The sequence below is a fragment of the Kocuria kalidii genome (assembly GCF_044462225.1).
Classification (GTDB): domain Bacteria; phylum Actinomycetota; class Actinomycetes; order Actinomycetales; family Micrococcaceae; genus Kocuria; species Kocuria kalidii.
This window is the reverse complement of sequence record NZ_JBISWJ010000020.1, coordinates 1-22,119: the sequence shown is the minus strand read 5'-3', so window position 1 is coordinate 22,119 and position 22,119 is coordinate 1. Positions and strand designations below refer to the sequence as shown.

At 74.4% G+C, this 22,119-nt stretch carries 18 protein-coding genes and 1 pseudogene; 11 read left to right on the top strand and 8 right to left on the bottom strand.

Annotation, left to right across the window (positions count from 1 at the left end):
* Positions 1-37 precede the first annotated feature (37 nt).
* Positions 38-428 (top strand): annotated as a pseudogene (locus ACH9D3_RS02720) (YchJ family protein).
* A 22-nt stretch (positions 429-450) separates the two neighbouring features.
* On the opposite strand, the gene ACH9D3_RS02715 reads toward ACH9D3_RS02720, so the two are convergent.
* From ACH9D3_RS02715 to ACH9D3_RS02705, 3 genes are all read right to left on the bottom strand, one after another.
* The gene (locus ACH9D3_RS02715; RefSeq protein ID WP_396401040.1) at positions 451-816 is read right to left on the bottom strand and encodes a VOC family protein; all 366 of its coding nucleotides are present in this window, start codon (positions 814-816) and stop codon (positions 451-453) included.
* Positions 817-825: 9 nt separating this feature from the next.
* Positions 826-1,689: an SDR family NAD(P)-dependent oxidoreductase gene (locus ACH9D3_RS02710; protein ID WP_396409759.1), complete on the bottom strand. Its 864-nt coding sequence runs from the start codon at positions 1,687-1,689 to the stop codon at positions 826-828.
* A 104-nt stretch (positions 1,690-1,793) separates the two neighbouring features.
* Entirely contained in the window at positions 1,794-2,816 is a 1,023-nt protein-coding gene (locus ACH9D3_RS02705) for an AraC family transcriptional regulator ligand-binding domain-containing protein (protein WP_396409758.1), read from the bottom strand.
* A 69-nt stretch (positions 2,817-2,885) separates the two neighbouring features.
* Here ACH9D3_RS02705 and ACH9D3_RS02700 point away from each other — a divergent pair, with 69 nt between their 5' ends.
* From ACH9D3_RS02700 to ACH9D3_RS02685, 4 genes are all read left to right on the top strand, one after another.
* Entirely contained in the window at positions 2,886-4,469 is a 1,584-nt protein-coding gene (locus ACH9D3_RS02700) for an NAD(P)-binding protein (protein ID WP_396409757.1), read from the top strand.
* On the top strand, positions 4,466-5,413 hold the full coding sequence (locus tag ACH9D3_RS02695; RefSeq protein ID WP_396409756.1) for an alpha/beta fold hydrolase: 948 nt from the start codon (positions 4,466-4,468) through the stop codon (positions 5,411-5,413). Before ACH9D3_RS02700 ends, ACH9D3_RS02695 begins: the two co-directional genes overlap by 4 nt.
* A gap of 216 nt (positions 5,414-5,629) precedes the next feature.
* On the top strand, positions 5,630-7,000 hold the full coding sequence (locus tag ACH9D3_RS02690) for a pectate lyase family protein (RefSeq protein WP_396409755.1): 1,371 nt from the start codon (positions 5,630-5,632) through the stop codon (positions 6,998-7,000).
* Positions 6,997-8,889, top strand: coding sequence for a pectinesterase family protein (locus ACH9D3_RS02685; protein ID WP_396409754.1), 1,893 nt, complete (start codon positions 6,997-6,999; stop codon positions 8,887-8,889). The genes ACH9D3_RS02690 and ACH9D3_RS02685 overlap by 4 nt, the downstream gene beginning before the upstream one ends.
* Before the next feature lie 213 nt (positions 8,890-9,102).
* Here ACH9D3_RS02685 and epsC read toward each other — a convergent pair whose 3' ends face one another.
* Both epsC and ACH9D3_RS02675 read right to left on the bottom strand, forming a co-directional pair.
* Positions 9,103-9,903 carry a serine O-acetyltransferase EpsC gene (epsC, locus tag ACH9D3_RS02680; RefSeq protein ID WP_396401047.1) on the bottom strand — a complete coding sequence of 267 codons (801 nt, stop codon included), beginning with the start codon at positions 9,901-9,903 and terminating at the stop codon, positions 9,103-9,105.
* 113 nt (positions 9,904-10,016) lie between these two features.
* On the bottom strand, positions 10,017-10,967 hold the full coding sequence (locus ACH9D3_RS02675) for a glycine betaine ABC transporter substrate-binding protein (protein WP_396409753.1): 951 nt from the start codon (positions 10,965-10,967) through the stop codon (positions 10,017-10,019).
* Positions 10,968-11,264: 297 nt separating this feature from the next.
* On the opposite strand from ACH9D3_RS02675, the gene ACH9D3_RS02670 reads away from it, so the two are divergent.
* The 4 genes from ACH9D3_RS02670 (at position 11,265) to egtC (ending at position 15,780) form a co-directional block, all read left to right on the top strand.
* Positions 11,265-12,614: an FAD-dependent oxidoreductase gene (locus ACH9D3_RS02670; RefSeq protein ID WP_396409752.1), complete on the top strand. Its 1,350-nt coding sequence runs from the start codon at positions 11,265-11,267 to the stop codon at positions 12,612-12,614.
* A gap of 101 nt (positions 12,615-12,715) precedes the next feature.
* Positions 12,716-13,534, top strand: coding sequence for an alpha/beta fold hydrolase (locus ACH9D3_RS02665; RefSeq protein ID WP_396409751.1), 819 nt, complete (start codon positions 12,716-12,718; stop codon positions 13,532-13,534).
* A gap of 89 nt (positions 13,535-13,623) precedes the next feature.
* Positions 13,624-14,967: an ergothioneine biosynthesis protein EgtB gene (egtB, locus tag ACH9D3_RS02660; protein ID WP_396409750.1), complete on the top strand. Its 1,344-nt coding sequence runs from the start codon at positions 13,624-13,626 to the stop codon at positions 14,965-14,967.
* A 3-nt stretch (positions 14,968-14,970) separates the two neighbouring features.
* Complete coding sequence (egtC, locus tag ACH9D3_RS02655) at positions 14,971-15,780, top strand: ergothioneine biosynthesis protein EgtC (RefSeq protein ID WP_396401052.1); 810 nt, start codon at positions 14,971-14,973, stop codon at positions 15,778-15,780.
* Here the strand turns inward: egtC and ACH9D3_RS02650 are convergent.
* The 3 genes from ACH9D3_RS02650 to ACH9D3_RS02640 all read right to left on the bottom strand — a co-directional run bounded on the left by ACH9D3_RS02650 (position 15,732) and on the right by ACH9D3_RS02640 (position 18,361).
* Complete coding sequence (locus tag ACH9D3_RS02650) at positions 15,732-16,889, bottom strand: aminotransferase class V-fold PLP-dependent enzyme (protein ID WP_396409749.1); 1,158 nt, start codon at positions 16,887-16,889, stop codon at positions 15,732-15,734. The genes egtC and ACH9D3_RS02650 overlap by 49 nt on opposite strands.
* Positions 16,890-17,034: 145 nt before the next feature.
* Entirely contained in the window at positions 17,035-17,838 is an 804-nt protein-coding gene (locus ACH9D3_RS02645) for an SDR family NAD(P)-dependent oxidoreductase (protein ID WP_396409748.1), read from the bottom strand.
* Between the two features lie 124 nt (positions 17,839-17,962).
* Positions 17,963-18,361 carry a cupredoxin domain-containing protein gene (locus ACH9D3_RS02640; RefSeq protein ID WP_396409747.1) on the bottom strand — a complete coding sequence of 133 codons (399 nt, stop codon included), beginning with the start codon at positions 18,359-18,361 and terminating at the stop codon, positions 17,963-17,965.
* 201 nt (positions 18,362-18,562) lie between these two features.
* Here ACH9D3_RS02640 and ACH9D3_RS02635 point away from each other — a divergent pair, with 201 nt between their 5' ends.
* Positions 18,563-20,191: a peptide chain release factor 3 gene (locus ACH9D3_RS02635; RefSeq protein WP_396409746.1), complete on the top strand. Its 1,629-nt coding sequence runs from the start codon at positions 18,563-18,565 to the stop codon at positions 20,189-20,191.
* 216 nt (positions 20,192-20,407) lie between these two features.
* Entirely contained in the window at positions 20,408-22,105 is a 1,698-nt protein-coding gene (locus ACH9D3_RS02630) for an RNase J family beta-CASP ribonuclease (RefSeq protein WP_396409745.1), read from the top strand.
* The last annotated feature ends 14 nt before the right edge of the window (positions 22,106-22,119 follow it).

Below are 22,119 nucleotides of genomic sequence, written 5' to 3'. Positions count from 1 at the left end.
CCGCGACCTCGCGCGCGGTGGTGGAAGGATCGGGGGCATGATCGACGACGACGCCCGCTGCCACTGCGGCACCGGGGAGACCTACGGGGCGTGCTGCGGCCGCTTCCACGCCGGCCGCGCCGCGCCCACGGCCGAGCTGCTCATGCGCTCGCGGTTCAGCGCCTTCGCCGCCGGGGACGAGACCTATCTGCTGGCCTCGTGGCACCCGGGCACGCGCCCGGCGTCCGTGGACCTGGACCCCGCGCTGCGCTGGACCCGGCTGGACGTCCACGGCGCCACGGGCGGCGGCCCCTTCGACGACGAGGGACGGGTGGACTTCACCGCGTTCTGGCGGAGTGCGGACGGGGCCCGGGGGGGCCCAGCGGGAGAGCTCCCGGTTCCGGCGCGAGGACGGCCGGTGGTACTACGTGGACGGCGCGGCCGGCTGAGGCCGCCGGCCCGGTCGCCGGCTCAGTCGTCCTCGAGGTCGGAGAGCACGCAGAACTCGTTGCCCTCCGGGTCGGCCAGCACCACCCAGGTCACCTCGGGACCCTGGCCCACGTCCACGCGGCGGGCCCCGAGGGACTCCAGGCGCGCGACCTCCGCGTCCCGGTCCGTGTCCACGGCGCGCAGGTCGAGGTGCAGCCGGTTCTTGGCCGTCCGGGGCTCCGGGACGAGCAGGAAGTCGAGGTGCGGGCCCGCGCCCCGGGCAGGGGCTATCCCCACGTAGCCCTCGGCCTCGCCGTGGACCGTGTAGCCCAGGGCCGCGCACCAGAAGCGGGCCAGGGTCTCGGGATCGCGGCAGTCGACGGCGACGGCGGACAGCGTGCTGGTCATGCGCTCAGCCTAGGCCCGGCGCCGCCGCCGGGAAAGGCGCTGCAGGACCCGCGGCACCCCCCGCAGGACCGGCCAGTACGACCCCGGGAGGAGCCGCGCCACGAGGTCCGGCAGCACGGCGCTGGGGGCCACGAGCAGCCGGCCCCGGCGCCGCTCCACCGCACCCAGGATGTCGGCGGCCGCCCGTTCCGCCGGATAGCTCAGCAGCGCCGCGAAGTCCTCCCGGTCCGTGCGCGCCCGGTCCTCGGGCACCGCGGCCGGGGTGCGCGCGGTCTCGGCGATCCGGGTCCGGACCCCGCCCGGGTGGACCACGGTGACGCCCACCCGCCCGGCCAGCTCGTGCCGCAGGCCCTCGCTGAACCCACGCAGGGCGTACTTGCTCGCGGAGTACGCCACCTGCCCGGGCGGGGCGATGAGCCCGAACAGGCTGGACAGGTTGACGAGGTGGCTGCCGGGGGCCGCCAGCAGGGCGGGCAGCAGCTCGCGGGTGAGGACCACGGGCGCCCGGAAGTTGATGTCCATGAGCCAGTCGAACTCCTCCGCGGAGACCTGCTCGAAGGACCCGCCCAGGCCGACCCCCGCGTTGTTGACCAGCAGGTCGATCCGCGGGTGCTCGGCCAGGATCCGCCCGGCGACGCCGGGCAGCGCGGCCAGCTCGGCCAGGTCCACGACCACGGTGCGCACCCGCAGGCCGGGGTGCCCGGTGCGGACCGCCCCGGCGACGGTCTCGAGCCCCTCCGCGTCCCGGTCGAGGAGCACCAGGTGGGTGCCGCGGGCGGCGAGGCCGTGGGCGAGCTGCTCACCGATGCCGGAGGCGGCGCCGGTGAGCACCGCGGTGGCGCCGGGGAAGCGGAAGGGGTCGGTCGGGGACACGGGTGCTCCTGGGGTCGAGGGACGGGGCCTGCTGTCCAGTGTGCGGGCGGGCACCGGCCGCCGCTTGACCTTCTGCGACAGGAAGTTGACGTGCGGCGACACCGTCAGCCGGCCGGAACGCCCCGGCTGCGGACATCCCGCGGCGGGGCGCCCCACCAGCGGCGGGCGCAGCGGGTGAGGGCCGAGGACTCGGACAGGCCCACCAGCCCGGCGATCTGCCCGAGGGGCACGTCGGTGGTGGTCAGCCAGCGCAGGGCCGCGCTGCGCCGGGTCTCGTCGAGCACGGCGCCGAAGGTGGTGCCCTCATCGGCGAGGCGGCGCTGCAGGGTGCGGGGGTGCAGGTCCAGCACCCGGGCGACCGCCTCGATCTCCGGGGGCGTGGTGCCGAGCAGCTGCACCAGGACCCCCCGGACCCGCGGCGCCCACGCGGCGCCGGCCCCCGGGAGCTGGGTGTCGAGGAAGGCGAGCGCCACCTGCCGGACCCCGGCGTCCCCGTGCAGCGGCCGGGCGAGCGTGCTCGTGGGGATCCGCAGCAGGACCTCGGGGCGGCCGGTGCGCACGGGGGCCCCGAAGAACTCCTCGTAGGCCCGCAGCGGGGCCGCCGGCCGGTGGGCCAGCTCGACGGTGCGCAGTCCGTAGCGGCCGCCGACCAGGGAGGTCAGGGCCCGGTGCAGCAGGCCCAGGCCGAGGTCGGTGCCCTGGGGGCTGCCGCGCCCCGCGTCCCGGGGCATCGCGGCGCCGCCGTAGCGCACCGCCGTCACCCCGCGGGACCCGTAGGGGTCCTCGACCAGCGCCAGCTCGAGGGACGGGGCGTGGACGAACAGGTAGCGGGAGGTGCACTCGAGGGCGTCGCGCACCGTCTCGGAGTGGCGGGCCGCGAGCGCCAGCGGGCCGAGCACGCCCGGGTCCTGCCGCGCGGCGACTCGCAGCCCGAGGTCGGGGCAGCCGAGCTCCCGGGCGGCCGTCTCCAGCACCCGCCCGACGGCCCGATCCGGCACCAGGAGGTCGTCGGTGTCCAGGGCCGCCCGGGGCAGGCCGGCGGCGTCCGCCAGGGCCTCGGCGTCCCCGCCGAGCTCGGCGACCGCGGCGCGGAAGCCGCGCAGCCCGGCGGACCGGATGACCGTCATGTCGCCCAGGGTCAAGCATTCGTCGCCCAGCGTCAAGTCTGCCTCGGCGGCCTCGGCGATCCTGGAACCATGCGAGCACCCACCTCTCCCAGCGGGTCCCCCGGCCGGCCCGTCAGCGGCCCCCCCGGCGGGGACACCGGCGGGCCTCCCGGGGACGCCGACCACCGGGACGTCGTCGTCGTCGGGGCGGGCCTGTCCGGGATCGGCGCGGCGTACCGCCTGCAGACCGAGTGCCCCGAGCTGTCCTACACCGTCCTCGAGGCCCGCGACGACCTGGGCGGGACGTGGGACCTGTTCCGCTACCCGGGCGTGCGCTCCGACTCCGACATGTTCACGCTCGGCTACTCCTTCAAGCCGTGGCGGGACCCGCAGTCCATCGCCGACGGCCCCTCGATCCTCGCCTACATCCACGAGACGGCGGAGGAGTTCGGCATCGACCGGCACCTCCGCCTCCGCACCCGCGTGGTCTCGGCCGACTGGTCCGGGGCCGACCAGCGCTGGACCCTCGGTCTCGAGGTCCGCGACGGGGACGGCACCGTCCACGGGCGGACCATGACGTGCTCGTTCCTGTACTCGTGCGCCGGCTACTACGACTACGAGCAGGGCCACGACCCCCTGCTGCCCGGGATCGAGGACTTCGGCGGCCGGGTGGTGCACCCGCAGTTCTGGCCCGAGGACCTGGACTGGACCGGCCGGCGCGTGGTGGTGGTCGGCAGCGGCGCCACCGCGGTGACCCTGGTGCCGGCCATGGCCGCCGACGCCGCGAGCACGACGATGCTGCAGCGCTCCCCCACGTGGATCAGCGCCGTGCCCGGACGGGACGGACGGGCCGACGCGCTGCGCCGGATCCTGCCCGCGGGGCTCGCCCACCGCATCATCCGGGCCAAGAACATCCTGTTCAGCACGGCCGTGTACCAGTTCTGCCGGCGCCGCCCGGCCGCGGCCCGGGAGTTCTTCACGTCCCGGGCGGCACGCATCCTCGGCTCGGAGGAGCTCGTGGCCGAGCACTTCACCCCGTCCTACGACCCGTGGGACCAGCGGCTGTGCGCGGTGCCGGACGCGGACCTGTTCAAGGCGCTGAAGAAGGGGCGGGCGGAGGTCGTCACGGACACGATCGACACGTTCGTGCCCGAGGGCGTCCGGCTGGGCGGCGGCCGGGTGCTCGAGGCCGACGTCGTGGTCACCGCCACGGGTCTGCGGCTGATCCCCTTCGGGGGGATCGTCCTGACCGTGGACGGGACCCCGGTGGAGCTGTCCGAGCAGTTCGTCTGGAACGGCGCGATGCTGACCGGCGTGCCGAACTTCGCGCTGTGCATCGGCTACACCAACGCCTCCTGGACCCTGCGCGCGGACCTCACCCACCGACTGGTGTGCAAGGTGCTCAAGCACCTCCAGCGCCACGACGCCGGAGCCGTGGTGCCGCGCGCGAGCCGGGAGATGGCCGAGCACCCGCTGCTGGACCTGAGCTCCGGCTACGTCCAGCGCGCGATCGGCGCGTTCCCGCGCCAGGGCGACCGGCACCCGTGGCGGGTGCGGCAGAACTACCTGATCGACTCCGCGACCACCCTGCGCACCCCGCTGGCCCGCACCCTCGACCTCGTCCCCCGCACCGCGGCCCGCCGCGGCGCCCGCCCCCAGGAGACCCGCGCATGACCGACCGGCACCCCTCGCCCTCCCCCGCGGAGACCTCCGCCGCGCACGTCCCCGCCGGCGCACCGGAGGCCACGACGACGGCGGAGGTCGCCGGCCGCCCCGTGCGCATCCGCCTGTCCGGCCCGGCCGGGGCCCCGCCGGTGGTGCTGCTGCACGGCATCGGCCGGAGCCTGGAGGACTGGTCGGCCGCCCACGAGCTGCTCGCCCGGGACCACCGGGTGCTCAGCATGGACCTGCCCGGCTTCGGGCTCACCCCCGCCGGCGCGGACCGGCCGGGGCTCGGGGCGTTCGCCCGCGCCGTGGTCGGCGTGCTCGACGCGGTCGGCGAGGACCGGCCGGTGCACCTCATGGGCAACTCCCTGGGCGGCGCCGTGGCCATGACCGTGGCCGCCGAGCACCCCGGGCGGGTCGCGGGCCTGCTGCTCGCCGACAGCGCCGGGTTCGGCCGCGAGGCCAACGTCTCGGCCCTGCCCATGGTGTGGGCCGCGCTGTCGCGGCTGCCCGTGGTGGGCCCGCGGTTCCGGCCGCTGGCGCGGGCCGCCGCAGTGCGGTCCAACCAGAGCTGCTTCTTCGACCCGGACCTGGCCACCCCGGAGCGGCTCCGGCACGCGGCGACGGTGGGCTCCCAGCCGGACTTCCGGGCCACCTTCCTGGGCACCTACCGCAGCATCGGGCTGCCCGTGATCGGGGTGCTGCCCGGCTGGCGGAGGGCCCTGCTGGAGAGGGTGCGCGCGTCGGGCCTGCCCGTGCTCGTGGTGTGGGGCGAGGCGGACGCCGTGCTGCCCGCCCACCACGCCGAGGCCGCGGTCGCCGCGCTGCCGCACGCCCGGCTGCACGTCTTCCCGGACACCGGTCACATGCCGCAGATCGAGCGGACCGAGGAGCTGGTCGACCTGGCCCGCGAGTTCGTGGCCTCGGTCGAGGAGTCGCGCGCCGCCCGCTGACCTCCCGGTCGCGCCGGCCTTCCGCACCGGCGGCGACCCCTCGGCCGCCGGCGGGCGACGAGGAGCGGCAGCCTCGCCCCGCGCGCCCCCACGGCACCCGCCCTTCTCTGGGAAAGCGCTTTCTGATACCGTCCTGCTCAACGCCCTCCCGTGACCCCCGTCACATCCGTCCCACCTCCCCCCGAGGGCGCCCCCCCCGATGACGGAAGAGGAACCATGCGGAAACGCACTGCGCACCTGTCCATCCCCACCGCCGTGGCCGTGACGGCCGCGCTCCTCGCGGCGACCCCTGCGTCGGCCGCCCCCAGCCCCCTCGCCGACCCCGCGGCCCAGACCGCCCGCACCCCGCTCGAACGCCAGGTCCTGCCGGAGAACGACGGGTGGGCCTCCCTGGGCCCCGGCACGACCGGCGGCTCCTCCGCCGAGCCCGCCGACGTCTACGACGTCACGAGCAGGGCCGAGCTGCTGGCGGCGTTCGAGGCCGCGGGCGACCGCCCGAAGATCGTCCGCGTGCACGGGACCATCGACGCCAACACCGCGCCGGACGGCTCCCCGCTGAGCTGCGACGACTACGCGGCGGGCACCGGCTACTCCCTGGAGCAGTACCTGGAGGCCTACGACCCCGCCACGTGGGGCCGGGACCGGGATCCGGCCGGGGCCCAGGAGGACGCGCGCCGGGCGTCCGCCCGGAACCAGGCGGCGACGATCCGCTGGGACGTCCCGAGCAACACCACGATCGTCGGCGCCGGCGCCGGCAGCGAGATCCACGGCGCGGCCCTGCGGATCAACGGGAGCGACAACGTCATCCTCCGGAACCTGACGCTGCGCGACTCCTACGACTGCTTCCCGGCCTGGGACCCGGGGGACGGCAGCACCGGGGCCTGGAACAGCGAGTACGACCTGCTCCAGGTCATCAACGGCGCCACCCACGTCTGGATCGACCACTCGGAGTTCACCGACGCGCCCAACCTCGACAGCGAGCAGCCCTCGTACTTCGGCACCCCCTACCAGGTCCACGACGGCGCGGTCGACGTGACCAACGGGTCGGACCTCGTCACCATGTCCTACAACCGGTTCGCCGACCACGACAAGCTGATGCTCATCGGGTCCACCGACTCCACCACCCGGGGCGACCCCGGCAGGCTGCGGGTGACCGTCCACCACAACGTCTTCGAGGACGTCGGCCAGCGGGCCCCGCGGGTGCGCTACGGCCAGGTGGACGTCTACAACAACCACTACACGGTGACCGAGGACAGCTCCGTCCCCTACGTGTACTCGCTGGGGGCCGGCATCGAGTCCCACCTCTGGGCCGAGGCCAACGCCTTCACCCTCCCGGCGGGCACGGACCCGGCGGAGCTCATCGCCCGGTACAAGGGCGCGACGATCGCCACCGTGGACAACACCGTCAACGGCAAGAAGGTCGACCTCCTGGCCGAGTACAACGCCGCCGTCCCCGCCGCCGAGCGCCTGACCCGCGACACCAGCTGGTCGCCCGAGCTGCGCACGAAGGTCCACGCGCCCCAGGCCGTGCCCGCCCTGCTCGAGCGTGCCGCGGGTCCCGTCCTCAGCACCGGCGGCGACCGGTGAGGGCGCCCGGGACGCCGAGCCGCCGCACCGTCCTGACCGCGCTCGCCCTCGCGGCGGGCTCCGCCGCGGTGGCGGGCGCCACGGCCTCCCCGGCCCTCGCCGCGCCGGGGGCCGCCGGCAACCACGGCGGGAAGCGACGCACCCGGCCGGTGATCCTCGTGGTCGGGGACTCGACGTCGTCCGCGTACCAGCACTCCGAGCGCCCGCGCGCCGGGTGGGGCCAGGCGCTGCCCCTGCTGCTGGGCCCCCGGGCCGGCGTGCTCGACCTCGCCTGGTCCGGGGCCTCCTCCAAGAGCTACGCGGACGCCGGGCTGCTGGACCGGGCGCTGGCCCTGCTGCAGCCGGGCGACCACCTGCTGATCTCCTTCGGCCACAACGACGAGAAGGTCGGCGACCCGGCCCGCGGCACCCTGCCCGGCTCGACCTTCGAGGAGTACCTGCGCCGCTACGTCGACGGCGCCGCGGCGCGCGGCGCGCAGCCCGTGCTGGTCACCCCCGTGGAGCGCCGGCGCTTCGACGCCTTCGGGGCCGCGAGGGACACCCACGGTGCCTATCCGCAGGCGGTGCGCGACCTCGCCGCCGCCACCGGCACCCCCCTGGTGGACCTGACCGCCTCGTCCAAGGAGCTGTGGCAGCGGCTCGGCCCCGAGGGAACCACGTCCCACTTCCTGCACCTCGCCCCGGGCGAGCACCCGCAGTACCCGCAGGGCTCCACGGACAACACCCACTTCCAGGCGCTGGGCGCCCTGGCGGTGGCCCGGCTGGTCGCGGCCGAGCTGCGGTCGAAGCGGATCGTGCCGCCGGGCTGGTTCCCGGACCTCGACGCCGTGACGGACCCGCTGGCCCGGATGTACTGGCCCGCCGAGCGCCCCGTGGACACCCCCGTGGTGCTCGACGTCGGCCCCGGCAAGCCCTTCCGGACCGTGCAGGCCGCCGTGGACGCGGCGGAGCCGGGCGGTGCCCGCCGGACGGTCATCCGGATCCAGCCCGGGGAGTACCGGGAGGTCCTGCTCGTTCCGTCGAGCAAGCCCCGGATCTCCCTCGTCGGGACGGGCGGCCGGCCCGAGGACGTGGTGCTGGTGCACGACAACGCCTCCGGCACCGTCAAGCCCGACGGGAGCGGGCCGTTCGGCACGTTCGGCAGCGCGTCCGCCCGGGTGGACGGCACCGACTTCGTGGCGCGGAACCTGACGTTCAGCAACGACTTCGACGAGGCCGCGCACCCGGAGATGAAGAACCGCCAGGCCGTGGCCCTGCACCTCACCGGCGACCGGGCGGTGTTCTCCGGGGTCCGCTTCCTCGGCAACCAGGACACCCTCCTGGTGAACTCCCCGGGACGCGGTGTGGCCGCGAGGTCCTGGTTCGACCGGTGCCACGTCGAGGGCGACGTCGACTTCGTGTTCGGCCGCGGCACCGCCGTGTTCGACCAGTGCGAGATCAGGTCTCTGGACCGCGGCTCGGCCACCAACAACGGGTACGTCACGGCCGGCAGCCAGGACCTGGGCATCGAGCACGGCTACCTCTTCGACGGCTGCCGCTTCACGTCCGGGGCCGCCGCCGGCACCGTGCACCTCGGCCGCCCCTGGCACCCCAGCGGGGACCCGCGGGCCGTGGCGCAGGTGCTCGTGCGCGACTCCTGGCTCGGCGCCCACGTCGCGGACAGCCCGTGGACCGACATGAGCGGCTTCTCGTGGCGCGAGGCGCGCTTCGCGGAGCACGGCAACCGGGGCCCGGGCGCACAGGTGACGCCGGACCGCCCGCAGCTGCCGGCCGGTGCGGAGAGCCGCTTCACCGTCCGCGGCTATCTGGAGGGCGGCGACGGGTGGGCACCGCAGCTGGCGGGCACGGCGGCCGACAGCACGGCGCTCCTCGCCGCGACGTCCGGCTGAGCCGGTCGAGCGGCGCACGCGGCGTGCGCCGCTCGGCACCGGCCGGGCGCTCCTGCCGGAGCGGGTGCGACCCTCCGGCAGGAGCGCTCGTCCCCGGTGCGAGCGTCCCCGGTGCGAGCGTCCGCGGTGTGATCGTCCCCGGTGCGGTCGTCGCCGGGCGATCGGGGCCGGTGCGGTCGCGGCCGGGAGGGCCCGGCCGGGTGGGCGCGGACCTCAGATCATGTAGTCGAGGGACTGGTCCATCGACTCGGCGGGCGGCTCACCGGCCCGGGACCGGACGACCCGGGCGGGCACGCCCACGGCGGTGGTGCCGGCCGGAACGGGCCCGAGCACCACGCTGCCGGCGCCGACCTTCGCCCCGTCGCCCACGGGCACGTTGCCGAGCACCTTGGCCCCGGCCGACAGGAGCACGCCCGAGCCGATCTTGGGGTGGCGGTCCCCGGACTGCTTGCCCGTGCCGCCGAGCGTCACGTTCTGCAGGATCGAGACGTCGTCGCCGACCACCGTGGTCTCACCGATGACGACGCCGGTCGCGTGGTCGATGAAGACGCCCGCCCCGATGACGGCGCCGGGATGGATGTCCATCGAGAAGACCTCCGAGACCCTGCTCTGCAGGAACGTGGCCGCCAGCCGGCGCTGCCGGTGCCAGAGATGGTGCGCCACCCGGTGGATCTGCAGGCCGACGAACCCCTTGGCGAACAGGTAGGGCACCAGCACGCTGGGGTACGCCGGATTGCGGTCCACGCTGGCGAGCAGGTCGGCGGCCGCGCACGCCGCGATCTCCGGCTCCGCGGCGATCGCCTCCTCGAACAGCACGACGAGGTCCTCGCGGGAGACGTGCTCGTCCGCGATCTTGTGCGCCATGATCCCGGCCAGGCTCGCCTCGAACGAGTCGCACTCCGCGACGACGACCTGCAGCAGGCCGTCGAGGCTCGGTTCCTCGTGGGACGACACGCTCTCGCGCAGCATCTCCCAGACCACCGTGACACCGACCTGTTCCTGCGTCTGCTGCATCGCTTCTTCCTTCCCGTTCTGACTCGCCCCGCCGGCGACCCGCGCGCCGCACGGCCTCCCCCTGCCGGCCCACCCCGGTACAGCGGGTCCGGTCCCCTGGACCGGTGCCGGCCTCAGTACCCGTTGGCGGAGAGCCACTCCTGGGCCGCCTCGGCCGGGTTGACCTGGTCCTCGCCGCTGACCCGGGTGTTGAGCTCGATGAGGTCCTCCGTGGTCAGCTGCCCGGACAGCTCGTTCAGGGCGTCCACCGCCTCCTGCGGCAGCCGGTCCTCGGCCGTCAGGGGCACCACCTGCTGGGCGATGAAGTTGTTCTCCGGGTCCTCCAGGACCACGAGGTCGTTCTCCACGATCGAGGGCGTGGTGGAGAAGATGTCGGCCACGTCCGCGTCCCCGTCGAGCAGGGCCTGCAGGGTCAGGGGCCCGCCGCCGTCGTTGATCGGCTCGAAGGACGCCGGCACGCACCCGTAGCTCTCCTCGAGGCCCTCGAGACCGTAGGCGCGCTCGGCGAACTCCGGGGTGGCCGCGAGCACCAGCTCGTCGCAGACCTCCGCCAGGTCCTCGATGCTCGTCAGCCCGTACTGCTCGGCGGTCTCCGGGGTCACCACCAGGGTGTCCTTGTTCTGCGCCTCGGCGGGCTCCAGGACGGTGAGTCCCTCCGGCAGAGCCTCCGGCAGGGCGTCCATGATCTCCTCGGCCGAGCTCGCGGTGGCATCGGGGTCCACGAAGAGCAGGAGGTTGCCGGAGTAGTCCGGGATCACGTCCACGGCCCCGTCCTGCACCGCGCCCACGTAGGCCTCCCGGGAGCCGATGCCGAGGTTCGTCTCGGTGTCGACCCCGGCGGACTCCAGGGCCCCGGCGTAGAGGTGGGCCAGGATCTCGTTCTCCGGGAAGTCCGCGGAGCCCACGGTCACGGTGCCCGTGGCGCCGTCCGCGGATCCTTCGTCCCCGGCGAGGGGGTCGCCGCCGCCTCCGCAGGCGGTCAGGCCCAGCAGCAGGACGGCACCCAGGGACGGCGCGGCGGCACCGCGGACACGGCGGGCACGGGAGGTGGGAGCAGCGGTCATGGTCGTTCTCCTGACGGTCGGTGGTCGGACGCCGGCCGCGGGGATCCTCCCTCTGCCGCGCGGCCAGTATATGGCGGCGCCCCCGGGCCCGCGCACCGCTCCGCCCGGGAGCCCGGCCCCCTGTCCGCGCCCGGGACGGTGCACACTGGTGCCAGCAGTGCCGGGAGAAGGCCGAGCGGGGTGTTCCCCGTCGAGGCGTCGGCGGAGCACGTGCACGAGGCCCCGGAGGACCACGCGCACGCAGCGGCCCGCCGCCCCGGCTGTCCCGGAAGACAACCAGGAAGCAGAGGTACCGACATGAGCGAGCACTTCGACGTGGCCGTGCTGGGCATGGGCCCCGGCGGTGAGGTCGCGGCCGGCCGGCTCCTCGCGGCCGGGAAGAGGGTCGCGGTCCTCGAGCAGGAGCTGATCGGCGGGGAGTGCGCCTACTGGGCGTGCGTTCCCTCCAAGACGGTCCTGCGGCCCGTGGAGGCCCGCACCGGGGTCCGGCGAGCCGCCGGGACGTCCGGCGCGGAACTGGACTGGACCGACGCCCGGGAGCACCGCGACGTCATGGCCCGCGGTCTGGACGACTCCGCCCAGGCCGAGAGCTACACCGATCAGGGCGCGACCGTGATCCGGGGGGCGGCACGCGTCACCGGGCCGGGCCGGATCCGCGCCGGCGGGCGGGAGATCACCGCCGAGCACATCGTCCTCGCCACGGGCTCCGAGGCCGTCGTCCCGCCGATCGAGGGCATCGAGACGGTCACCGCCTGGACGAACCGGGAGACCTACACCACCCGTGACCTGCCGGGGCGCGCGGTGGTGGTCGGCGGTGGCGCGGTCGGCGTGGAGACGGCCACGTTCCTGGCCGGCTACGGGGTCCGGGTCACCCTCGTCCACCGCGGGCGGCGCCTCCTGGACCGCGAGGACCCGCGGGTGGGGGAACTCCTGCAGGGCCACCTCGCCGAGGCCGGCGTGGACGTCCGGCTGGAGTCCTCGGCCACCGGTGCGCGGCGCGCCGGCGAGGACAGCGTCCTCGACCTCGACGACGGGACGGAGGTCGCGGCCGACGTCGTGGTCTTCGGCACCGGCCGCAGGCCCCGCACACGGGGCCTGGGCTGCGAGGAGGCCGGTGCGCGGCTGGGCGAGCACGGCGAGGTGCTCGTCGACGAGCACTGCCGCGCCGCGCAGAACCTGTGGGCGATCGGCGACGTCACGGGCGTCATGCCCTACACCCACGTGGCCAAGTACCAGGGGCGGATCGCCGCCGACGCCATTCTCGGCCGCCCGCGACCGGCCGGCTACGAGGGGATCCCGCGGGTGGTGTTCGCCGACCCCGAGATCGCGGCCGCCGGGCTCACCGGGGAGCAGGCCGACCAGCGGGGGATCCGCACCGCGGCCGTGGAGCTGGACCTGGCGCAGTCCCTCGCCCGCCCCTGGACGTACGAACGGGAACCGCGCGGACACCTCGGCCTGCTGGCGGACGCCGACCGGAAGGTCCTCGTCGGGGCGTGGGCGGTCGGCCCGATGGCCGGCGAGTGGATCCACCAGGCCTCGCTGGCCATCCGCACGCAGCTGCCGCTGGACGTCCTGCGGGACCAGGTCGCCCAGTTCCCCACGTACCACGAGGCCTACCTGGCGGCCCTGGACGAGCTCGACGCCTAGCACCAGGATCGAGGGGGACGCCCGTCCCCGGAGGAACGGTGCGACGGCGCGGCCGCGCGCACCCCGCCGCACCACCCGACCCGCACGTGAGAGGAGCCCTCGTGGAGCACCCCGTGGACCGCCGGCAGATCGAGGTCGACGGCACCGAGCTGTCGTACCTCACCACCGGTGACGACCAGGACCGGCCTCTCCTGCTGCTGCACGGCACCTTCTGGAGCAGGGTCTGGCAGCCGGTGCTGCCGGCCCTGGGCCGGGTCCGCCGGTGCATCGCGCTGGACCTGCCGGGATGCGGCGCCAGCGCCGGAGAGCTCGATCCCGACCACGCGACCGTCCCGGCGCTGGGACGGACGGTGCTGCGCGCCGCCGACGCCCTGGGCCTCGACGGCTTCGACCTGGCCGGCCACGACATCGGCGGCGGCATCGCCCAGCACCTGGCCGCCACCAGCGACCGCGTGGGGAGGATGGTGCTGATGAACTCGGTCATGTTCGACTCCTGGCCGGTGCCGGCCGTCGAACGCTTCCGCGACCCCGAGGTCAGGGCGGCGACCAGCGTCGAGGACCTGCTCGAGGCCCGCGCCACGGCCACCCGCCGCAGCACCGTGCGGGAGCTCCGCGACGACGAGCTGGCCGACTACCTCTCCCCCTGGCACGAACCGGCCCGGGCCCGCTCCTGGACGGCCATGGCGGCGGCCGCCGATCCCCGGTGGACCCTCGACGCGGTGCCCGCGCTCCGGACCAAGGCCCTGCCCACCCGCCTGGTGTGGGGTCGCGACGACGACTTCCAGAGGATCGGGTTCGCACGGCGCTACGTCGAGGAGATCCCCGGCGCCGACCTCGTGGAGGTGGCGGGCAGGCACATCCCCACCGAGGACTCGCCCCGGGAGGTGGCCGACGCCGTCATCGGCCACCTCGACCGCTGACGCCTCGTCCCCCGTGCCGGGGCCACGGACCACGCCGTGGCCCCGGTCCTACACTGGGAGGGCCCGCCGAGGAACGAGGTGCACGTCCCATGAACAGCCACGACCCGCTCGCCGGATCTCCCGCAGCGCTCAAGGAGCGCATCGCCGGCGACCTGGAACGGTCCCGCCGGCGTGTGCACGCGCTCACCGCGTGCGACGAGGAGGAGCTGCTCAAGCAGCACTCCCCGCTGATGTCGCCCCTGGTGTGGGACCTGGCCCACGTCGGGAGCCAGGAGGAGCTGTGGCTGGTCCGGGACGTGGGCGGCATGGCGGCCCTGCGCCCGGAGATCGACTCCCTCTACGACGCCTTCGAGCACTCCCGCAGCTCCCGCCCCTCGCTGCCGCTGCTGGACCCGGCCGACTCCCGCGCCTACATCGGCGAGGTCCGCGCCAAGGCGCTCGACATCCTGGACCGCGTCCCGCTGGAGGGCTCTCCCCTGCTGGAGGCCGGCTTCGCCTTCGGGATGATCGTCCAGCACGAGCAGCAGCACGCCGAGACCATGCTCGCCACCCACCAGCTGCGCGCCGGGGAGCCGGTGCTGCACGCGCAGCCGCTGGATCCCGCCGCCCTCGGTCCCCGGACCGTGGAGCTGCCCCGGGAGGTCCACGTGCCCGCGGGGACGTTCACCATGGGCTCCTCGGTGGAGCCGTGGGCCCTGGACAACGAGCGCCCCGCCCACGAGGTGCACGTGCCCGGCTGCTGGATCGACACCGTGCCGGTCAGCAACGCGGACTTCGCGCGGTTCGTGGCGGACGGCGGCTACGACCGGGCGGACCTGTGGAGCCCCGCCGGCTGGGCGCACCGGCAGCGCACGGGGATCAGCGCCCCGGGGTTCTGGCGGCGCGAGGGCGGGCAGTGGTGGCGGACGCGCTTCGGCGTCGTCGAACCCGTGCCCGGCGACGAACCGGTCCAGCACGTGTCCTACTGGGAGGCCGAGGCGTACGCCCGGTGGACCGGACGCCGGCTGCCCACGGAGGCGGAGTGGGAGAAGGCCGCCCGCTGGGACCCGGCGACCGGCCGGTCCCGGCGCTTCCCGTGGGGCGAGGAGGAGCCGACGTCCCGCCACGCCAACCTCGGCGGGGCGGCCCTGCGCCCGGCGCCGGTGGGCTCCTTCCCCGACGGCGCCTCGCCGCTGGGCGTGCGCCAGCTGATGGGGGACGTGTGGGAGTGGACCTCGAGCGACTTCTCCCCGTACCCGGGGTTCCGCGCGTTCCCGTACCGGGAGTACAGCGAGGTGTTCTTCGGACCCGACCAGAAGGTGCTGCGCGGCGGGTCCTGGGCCACCGACGCGGCCGCCTGCCGGGCGGCGTTCCGGAACTGGGACTACCCCGTCCGGCGGCAGATCTTCACCGGGTTCCGGACCGCCCGGGACGCCGCGGCCGAGGGACGGTAGGCGGTGTGCCGGCACCTGGCCTTCCTCGGTCCGCCCACGCCCCTGGCGGAGCTGCTGCTGGCCCCGGAGCACGGGCTGCTCACGCAGTCGTGGGCGCCGCGGCACCAGCGCAACGGCCTCATGAACGCCGACGGGTTCGGCGCCGGGTGGTACGCCCCCGGTGACCCCGTGCCGGCCCGCTACCGCCGGGCCGTGCCGATGTGGGCGGATTCCTCCTTCGCGGACGTGGCCCGGGTGACCAGCAGCACGGCGGTGCTGGCCGCCGTGCGCTCGGCCACGCCCGGCACCACCCCGGACGAGGCCGCGGCCGCCCCGTACACGGACGGCCCGTGGCTGTTCAGCCACAACGGGCGGGTCGACGGCTGGCCGCGGTCCGTGGAGGCCCTGGCCGCGGCGCTGCCGCCGGCCCGTCTGCTGGGCCTCGAGGCGCGCGTGGACTCCGCCCTGCTGTGGGCCATGGTCCAGGAGCGGCTCGCCGCCGGGGCTGCCGCCCCGGACGCGCTGGCGGCCGTGGTCGCAGACGTCTCGGCCCGGACCACGGGCCGGTTCAACCTGCTCCTCACCGACGGTGCCACGATCGCCGCGACGGCCGCCGGGGACACCCTGTGCTGGCGCCGGGACGGTGCCGGAACCGTGGTGGCCAGCGAGCCCTCCGACGACGGTCCCGGGTGGCAGCAGGTCCCGGACGGGTCCGTGCTCACCGCCACCCGGGAGCACGTGGACGTGCGCCCCCTCGTCCCGGCTCAGACGGGGGCCGCCCCGTCTCAGGGCAGTGCGGCGGCCAGCCGGTCGAGCTCCTCCTCGGTGTTGTAGTAGTGCACGGAGGCCCGGACCACCACGTCCCGCTCCCGGGCGGCCGGGTCCAGGACGTGGGCGGCCGCTGACGGCGGGAGCGGGGCGGTGGAGACGTTGATCCCCTGTCCGGCCAGGTGCGCCTGCACCTGCCCCGCCGCCCTGCCCCGGACGGAGAACGTGACGGTCCCGGACCGGACGAGCCCGCGGTCGTGCACCTGCACCGCGGGGACGGCGGCCAGCCGGTCGCGCAGGGTCTCGGCGAGGACGGTCACCCGGTCCCGGACCGGGTCCGCCCCCAGGTCCAGGGCGTAGTCCGCGGCGCGGCCCAGCCCCAGCCGCCCGGCCACACCGGTCTCCCAGCTCTCCAGCCACCGCGCCTCGACCTCGCCGTCCGCCGAGCCGCGCCGGTCGCGCAGCACGGGTCCGAGCCGGTCCAGCAGCTCCCGGCGCACGTGCACGAAGGCGGTGCCCCGGGGGCCCCGCAGGAACTTCCGGCCGGTGCCCACCAGGACGTCGCAGCCGAGCGCCGCCACGTCCAGCGGCAGCTGCCCGACCGACTGGCAGGCGTCCAGGACGAACGGCACCCCGGCCGCCCGGCAGGCCCGGCCCACCCCGGCCGCCGGCTGCACCTGCGCGCCGCCCATGGGCACGTGGGTCAGCGCCACCATCCCGACCCCGCCCCGGTCCAGCTCGCGCTGCAGGTGCGCCACGTCCATCTGCCCGTGCTCGTCGTCGTCGAGCACCACCAGGTCCAGACCGTCCCGGCGGGCCAGCTGCCGCAGGACCAGGACGTTGTGCCAGTACTCCGTGCGTCCCAGCAGCACCCGCGGAGCGGTCAGCGGGAGACAGGACACGGCGGTGGCCCACGCGGTGGACCCGCTCTCCAGCACGGCGACCTCGCCGGGAGAGGACCCGATCAGCCGGGCCAGCGACGAGTGCACGTCCGCCAGCCGCGCCGCGGCCTCGGCGGCCGCCCGGTATCCGCCGACCTGCTCCTCCCGGCGCAGGTGGGCCACCACGGCGTCCGCCACGGGTCGCGGCACCAGCGCGCTGCCCGCGTTGTCGAGGTGGACGACGTGGTCCGTCCCCACGGTGTCCTTCCGGGCGGCGGCGACGTCGACGGTCATGGCCTCATCCTGCCAAAGGCGCCCGGCACGCACGGCACCGCAGCCGCACCGTGGTCACGGGACAGGCATCCCGACCCGACTGCGACCGCGACCGTGGGTGCGCTGCAGCCGCGGCGCCGGATCGGGCCGCTCACCGGCGGAGGTCTCAGAGGCTGGAGTGGTCGGCCACGACCTTCTCCAGCTCGTCCTTGCCCGCGGCGAGCGTCCGGTCCACGGCGGCCGGGTCCTCCCGGTTCCACGCGATCATCCGGACCATGGACTCGCCGCGCACCACGGTCAGCTCGCCGGCGACGAGGCCCTCCACCGTGGCGCGGGCCACCTCCTCGGGGCTCTCGCGGTCGAACCCGTGCTGGGCCTGCGCATCGGAGCTGTCCATCATCGGGGTGTCGGTGGCACCGGGGAAGACGTTGAGCACGTGCACGCCCTCGCCGTGGAGCTCCCGGCGCAGGGCCTCCCCGAAGTGGGCGATCCCGGCCTTGGTCGCACCGTAGGTCGCGTAGAAGGCCATCCCGAGCAGGCCCAGCCCGGACGAGACGTTCACGACCGCCCCCTCCCCCGAGGCCCGCAGCGCCGGCAGCGCCGCCCGGGTGAGCAGGATCGGAGCGGTGAGGTTCAGCCCGATCTGCGCCAGCACCTCGGACTCCTCGATCGCCTCCAGCCGGCCCGCGCGGACGTTGCCCGCGTTGTTGATCAGCACGTCGATCCCGCCCAGCTGCTCCCGGGCCGCGGCCACGACCTGCGCGGGGGCGCCCTCAGCGGTCAGATCGGCGGGGATCACCACTGCCTCACCGCCCTTGTCGCGCACCAGAGCCGCGACCTCCTCCAGGGGTCCGGGACGACGGCCCACCAGGGCCAGACGCGGCGAGTACCGGGCCAGCTCCAGGGCCAGGGCGCGGCCGATGCCGCTGCCGGCACCGGTGAGCAGGATCGAGCGGTCGTTCAGGTCCATGGGAACTGCCTCCGATGAGATGCGGTGCGTGCTGCGGACGGTGCCTGCCGAGCCGGGAGTGAGCCCCGGGGAGGTGCACACCGGCGGCGCGGTGCGACCGGCGGTGAGGTGTTCGGCGGACAATCTACTCGACGGTCAGCGTCCCGGACATCCCGGCGTGGTAGGCACAGGCCACGGCGTAGTCACCGGGCTGCTCCGGGGCGAGGAAGGTGGTGGTCCCACCGCCGGCGACGACCGCTTCGAAGCTGTCATCCTCGGCGGTGACGGTGTGCGTGGCGTCGCCCTCGTTGATCACGGTGACGGTGGCGCCGGGAGCCACCGAGGCGGGCAGCTCGTAGGCGAAGTCCTCGACGGTGATCACCGGCTCCTCCGTCGCCGGGGCCTGGGTGGTGCCGGCGGCCGAGGCCCCGGCCGAAGGTGCCTCGGGCACTTCGCCGGACGGTCCGCTGCGGGCCCCGCACCCGGTGGCGCCGGCCAGCGCCGCGATCAGTGCCACACTGGTGACTGCGTGCTCGATCTGCACAACTGCTCCTCTCGGTGGTCGCCGCGACTCGCCGGCGACCGGGTGGGACCCCGCTGCGCACGGTGGTGCACACCCGTGATGGGCCTGGGGCAACGATGCCAGGCCTCCGGGTGACGATCGGCGCGCACGGCCCGGTGCGGCGCCGTCGAGGCCGGTCAGCACGCGACAACATTACTCTAACGTTAGGGTAGATTTAGGATCATGGCCTTACACCACCCGACCACGTCCACACCGGCGGCCGCCGGTGACACGGGCACGGCCGTCCTCCACGAGGCGTCCCGGCGGCGGACGTTCGCGGTGATCTCGCACCCGGACGCGGGCAAGTCGACCCTGACGGAGGCGCTGGCCCTGCACGCGCACGTGATCGAGGAGGCCGGGGCGACGCACGGCAAGTCCAGCCGCCGCTCCACGGTCTCGGACTGGATGCAGATGGAGCAGGAGCGGGGCATCTCGATCAGCTCGGCGGCCCTCCAGTTCACGTACCGGGACACCGTGTTCAACCTGCTCGACACCCCCGGCCACGCCGACTTCTCCGAGGACACCTACCGGGTGCTGGCCGCGGTGGACTGCGCGGTGATGCTCGTCGACGCGGCCAAGGGCCTGGAGACCCAGACCCTGAAGCTCTTCGACGTGTGCCGGCGCCGAGGCCTGCCGGTGATCACCGTGATCAACAAGTGGGACCGGCCGGGCAAGGACGCCCTGGAGCTGATGGACGAGGTGCAGGAGCGCACCGGGCGGCTGCCGGTGCCGCTGAGCTGGCCGGTGGGCCTGTCCGGGGACTTCCGGGGCACCCTGGACCCGCGCACGCTGGCCTACACCCGGTACCGGCGGGTGGCCGCCGGCGCCGCGCTGGCCGAGGTGGACGTCTTCGGGCCCGACGAGGCCGCCCGGCTGGAGGACGCGGCGTGGACGGAGGCCGTGGAGACGGCCGACCTGGTGGCCGAGAGCAACGGGGAGTTCGAGCTCGAGGCCTTTCTCGCGGCGGAGGCCACGCCGGTCCTCTTCGCCGCCGCCGCCCTGAACTTCGGGGTGGCGGCGCTGCTCGACGCCCTGGTCGACCTCGCGCCGCCGGCGGGACCCCGGCTGGACGCGGACGGGGTCCCGCGCCCGGTGGAGGCCCCGTTCTCCGGGTTCGTGTTCAAGCTGCAGGCCGGGATGGACCGCGCCCACCGGGACCACGTGGCGTTCCTGCGGGTCTGCTCCGGGGTCTTCCACCGCGGCATGGTGCTCACCCACGCGGCCTCGGGCAAGCCCTTCGCCACCAAGTACGCCCATCACGTGTTCGGCCGGGACCGGGAGACCATCGAGACGGCGTTTCCGGGGGACGTGGTGGGGCTGGTCAACGCCTCGGCGCTGCGGGCCGGGGACAGCGTGTACACGGGGACTCCGGTGACCTTCCCGCCCATCCCCCACTTCTCCCCCGAGCACTTCCAGGTGGCCCGGGCCGTGGACGCCGGCCGGGCCAAGCAGTTCCGCCGCGGGATCACCCAGCTCGAGCACGAGGGCGTGATCCAGGTGCTCCGCTCCGAGGCCCGCGGGGACCAGGCGCCGGTGCTGGCGGCGGTGGGGCCGATGCAGTTCGAGGTCGTGGCCGACCGGATGGACCGGGAGTTCGGCGCGCAGCTGCGGCTCGAGCCCCTGTCCTACACCCTCGCCCGGCGGGTGATCGCCCCGGACCCCGACGTCCTCAACCGCATCCCCGGGACCGAGGTGCTCCGGCGGGCCGACGGCGAGCCGATCGCGGTGTTCACCGACAAGTGGAAGCTCGGCCGGGTGGCCACCCACGCCCCCGAGGTCGCCCTGGAGCCGATCGGCGGAACCCTCGACTGAGCACGTTCCGCCGGAACGGCGCTCGGCACGGCTCCTTCACGGCGCCGACACCCCGGGACCGACGTTAGAGTTGGTCCAGACTTTCCGGGGCGATCCGGTCCTGCCGGCCGGTGCCGGCTCGCCGTGACTCCCCCGCACCACCGTGCTCCACCCTGTTCTGCTGTTGTCCGACCTGTTGTTCCGTCCTGTTCCGTCCGATGTTGAAAGTGTGTGTTCATGCCCTCTGCCGTGCAGATGCCCTCTCGTAAGCTCAAGTCTCCGCCGTCGTTGCCTGTGGGGGGGTTGCGGGTGATTCCGTTGGGGGGTTTGGGGGAGATCGGGCGGAACATGACGGTGTTCGAGTTCGGGGGGAAGTTGTTGGTGGTCGATTGCGGGGTGTTGTTCCCGGAGGAGCATCAGCCCGGGATCGATGTGATCCTGCCGGATTTCACCGCGATCCGGGATCGGTTGAAGGACATCGTGGGGATCGTGCTCACGCATGGGCACGAGGATCACATCGGGGGGGTGCCGTATCTGCTCAAGGAGCGCCCGGACATCCCGGTGATCGGCTCCGAGCTGACGTTGGCGTTCATCACCGCGAAGCTCACCGAGCACCGGATCACCCCGACCACGGTGCACGTGGAGGCCGGGGACCGGCATGTGGCGGGTCCGTTCGAGTGCGAGTTCGTGGCGGTGAACCATTCCATCCCGGACGGGTTGGCGGTGGCGATCCGCACGGACGCGGGGTTGGTGCTGCACACCGGGGACTTCAAGATGGACCAGTTCCCGCTGGACGAGCGGATCACGGATCTGCGGCACTTCGCGCGGTTGGGTGAGGAGGGGGTGGATCTGTTCCTCACCGATTCCACCAATGCCGAGGTCCCGGGGTTCACGACCTCGGAGCGGGATCTGACCCCGGCGATCGATCAGGTCTTCGCCACCGCCCCGAAGCGGATCATCGTCTCCAGTTTCGCCTCGCACATCCACCGGATCCAGCAGGTCCTCGACGCCGCGCACGCCCACGGGCGCAAGGTCGCGTTCGTGGGCCGGTCGATGGTGAAGAACATGGGCATCGCCGCGGAGCTGGGGTATCTGAAGATCCCGGCCGGGTTGGTGGTGGATTTCAAGAAGCTGCGCTCCATGCCCGAGACCAAGGTCGCCCTGGTGTGCACCGGGTCCCAGGGGGAGCCGCTGGCGGCACTGTCGCGGATGGCCTCGGAGACCCATCAGATCCGGCTCTCCCCGGGGGACACGGTGCTGCTGGCGTCGTCGTTGATCCCGGGCAACGAGAACGCGATCTACGGGATCATCAACAAGCTCACCGATCTCGGGGTGAAGGTCGTGCACAAGGGCAACGCGAAGGTCCACGTCTCCGGGCACGCCTCGGCCGGGGAGCTGGTGTACTGCTACAACATCGTGCGTCCCACCCACGTGCTGCCGGTGCACGGGGAGTCCAAGCACCTGCACGCCAACGCGGAGCTGGCGATCCGCACCGGGATCGATCCGGGCAAGGTGCTGATCGGCCGTGACGGCACCACGGTGGATCTGATCGACGGGCGGGCGAGGATCTCCGGGCAGGTCGAGGCCGGGCTGGTCTACGTCGACGGGCACACCGTGGGCAAGGTCACCGAGGAGACCCTGGTGGAGCGGCGGATGCTGCAGGAGGGCGGGGTGGTGACCGTGGTCGCGATCGTCGACGCGGACACCAACGCGCTGACCGAGCCGTTGGAGTTCATCGCCAAGGGCTTCGTGCACGACGCCCAGGTCTTCGACGGGGCCGTGGCCAAGGTCACCGCGGCCCTGGGCCGGGAGTCCGCCGCCAAGCTGGAGGACCTCGAGGACCTCGAAGCGCTCATCGCCCAGACCGTCACCCGCCACCTGGAGCGGGCCTACCGGCGGGCCCCGCTGGTCACCGTCGTCGTCATCGACGCCTGACCCCCACCCACCCC